This is a genomic window from Streptomyces otsuchiensis (genome assembly GCF_004305975.1).
Lineage (GTDB): Bacteria > Actinomycetota > Actinomycetes > Streptomycetales > Streptomycetaceae > Streptomyces > Streptomyces otsuchiensis.
Genome location: NZ_BHZI01000506.1, coordinates 1 through 1,620 on the forward strand (window position 1 = coordinate 1; position 1,620 = coordinate 1,620).

Consider the following 1,620-nt stretch of genomic DNA (forward strand, 5'->3'; position numbering starts at 1 on the left):
GTGGCACACCCCGCTGCGACCCGGCCCGCCCCGCGCGGACGCCACCGGAGCCGAGCGCATCCGCGCCCTGGCCGCAGAGGGGTACGCCTCCCTGCCCATCCCCACCGAGTTCGGGGGCGCCGGTGCCGGACTGGCCGAGGTGGCCGCCGCGCAACGGGCCCTCGGCCAGGTGGACCCGTCCGCCGCGGTCGCGATGAACATGCACGCCTTCACGGTCGGCCTCATGGCCGACTACTGGCAGCGACACCGCGACACCAGCTGGATGCTGCTGGAGGGGATCGCCGGGGCCGACGCGCTCGTGGCGTCGGCGTTCGCCGAACCCGGCGGCAGCCCCAACTTCATGAGCAGCCGTTCGGAGGCCGTGCCCACCGCCAAGGGCTACCAGGTCAGCGGCGTGAAGTACCCCTGCTCCCTGGCCACCACAGCCACCCTCGTCTGCCTGACGGCACGCGTCGTCGGTACCGAGGAGACCATCCTCGCCCTGGTGCCGCGGACCTCGCCGGGGCTGGCCGTCGAGGGGGAGTGGCCCTCGCTCGGCATGACCGGCTCCGACACCGCCCGCCTGGTGCTGCGCCACGTGGAGGTCGACGACCGGCTGGTCTTCCACCGAGGTCCCGCCGACGCCATCGACGAGACCGTCGTCTCCGGCATGGTGTGGTTCGCCGTGCTCCTGACCGCCACCTACCACGGCGTGCTCAGCGCCCTGGTGGACGAGGCCGCCCGGCAGATGACGACCGCCGGCACCTACGGGCCCAGGACCGCGCTCCTCGGCCGTGCCACCCGCGAACTGCTCACCCTCGGTGGTGCCTGCCGCCAGCTGGCCACCGACTTCACCGCGGGGGCCGTCGACGGCCACGCCGCGCTCGCCGCCGCGGTGGGCCTGCGTGCCTCGCTCAGCGAGACCCGCGACCGCGTCCTGGGAGCGCTCACCCCCGTCCTCGGCGGACGGCTCTACGGCCGCGGCCAGCGCGCCGCGGCCCTCCTGGTGGACTCCCTGGCCGTCCACCACCATCCGCCCTCCCTCCTCACCTGCGACGAAGTCGTCGGCGCCCACTGCGCCGGCCGCGAGATCACCTTCGACCCGGCCCGCTGAACCATCGATCCCCGCCCGGTTCCGCACACGAGCACCGCGAAGGAGACCCACAGCCATGCCCCATGTCGAGGTCCAACTCCTGATCGAGGCCCCGGCGGCCGATGCCTGGCGGGCCGTCACCAGGCTGGAGGACTACGCCGGCTACATGGAGAACGTCGAGTCCGTCACCGTTCTCGGCGAGGACACCGCCGGTGTGCGCACCAGCGCCTGGTCGGTCCTGCTCAAGGGCTCCGTCCTGGAGTGGGTCGAGAACGACACCCTCGACGAGGAGGCGCGGGTGATGTCCTTCTCCCAGACCTCCGGTGACCTCGACGAGTTCACCGGCTTCTGGCGGGTCGACGACATGGGCGACGGAACGTCGGTGGTGACCTTCTCCGTCGACTTCGAGATCGGCATCCCCCTGCTGGCCGACATGCTCAACCCGGTGGCCAGCAAGGCGCTGCGGGAGAACTCCGAACACATGCTGCGCGCCATCGAGCGCCGCATCACGGCGGGATCGTGACCGTCCCCGCCGACGGCCCCGGCCC

2 protein-coding genes are annotated in these 1,620 nt (G+C 72.7%); both read left to right on the forward strand.

All coding sequences use genetic code 11. The annotated features are described in order from the left end of the window. Positions 1-1,093, forward strand: a 1,093-nt coding sequence (locus tag E0D90_RS25495) for an acyl-CoA dehydrogenase family protein (RefSeq protein ID WP_130800274.1), incomplete at its 5' end; no start/stop codon positions are given. 55 nt (positions 1,094-1,148) lie between these two features. Continuing rightward, positions 1,149-1,595, forward strand: coding sequence for a type II toxin-antitoxin system RatA family toxin (locus tag E0D90_RS25500; protein WP_103500275.1), 447 nt, complete (start codon positions 1,149-1,151; stop codon positions 1,593-1,595). Positions 1,596-1,620: the final 25 nt, after the last annotated feature.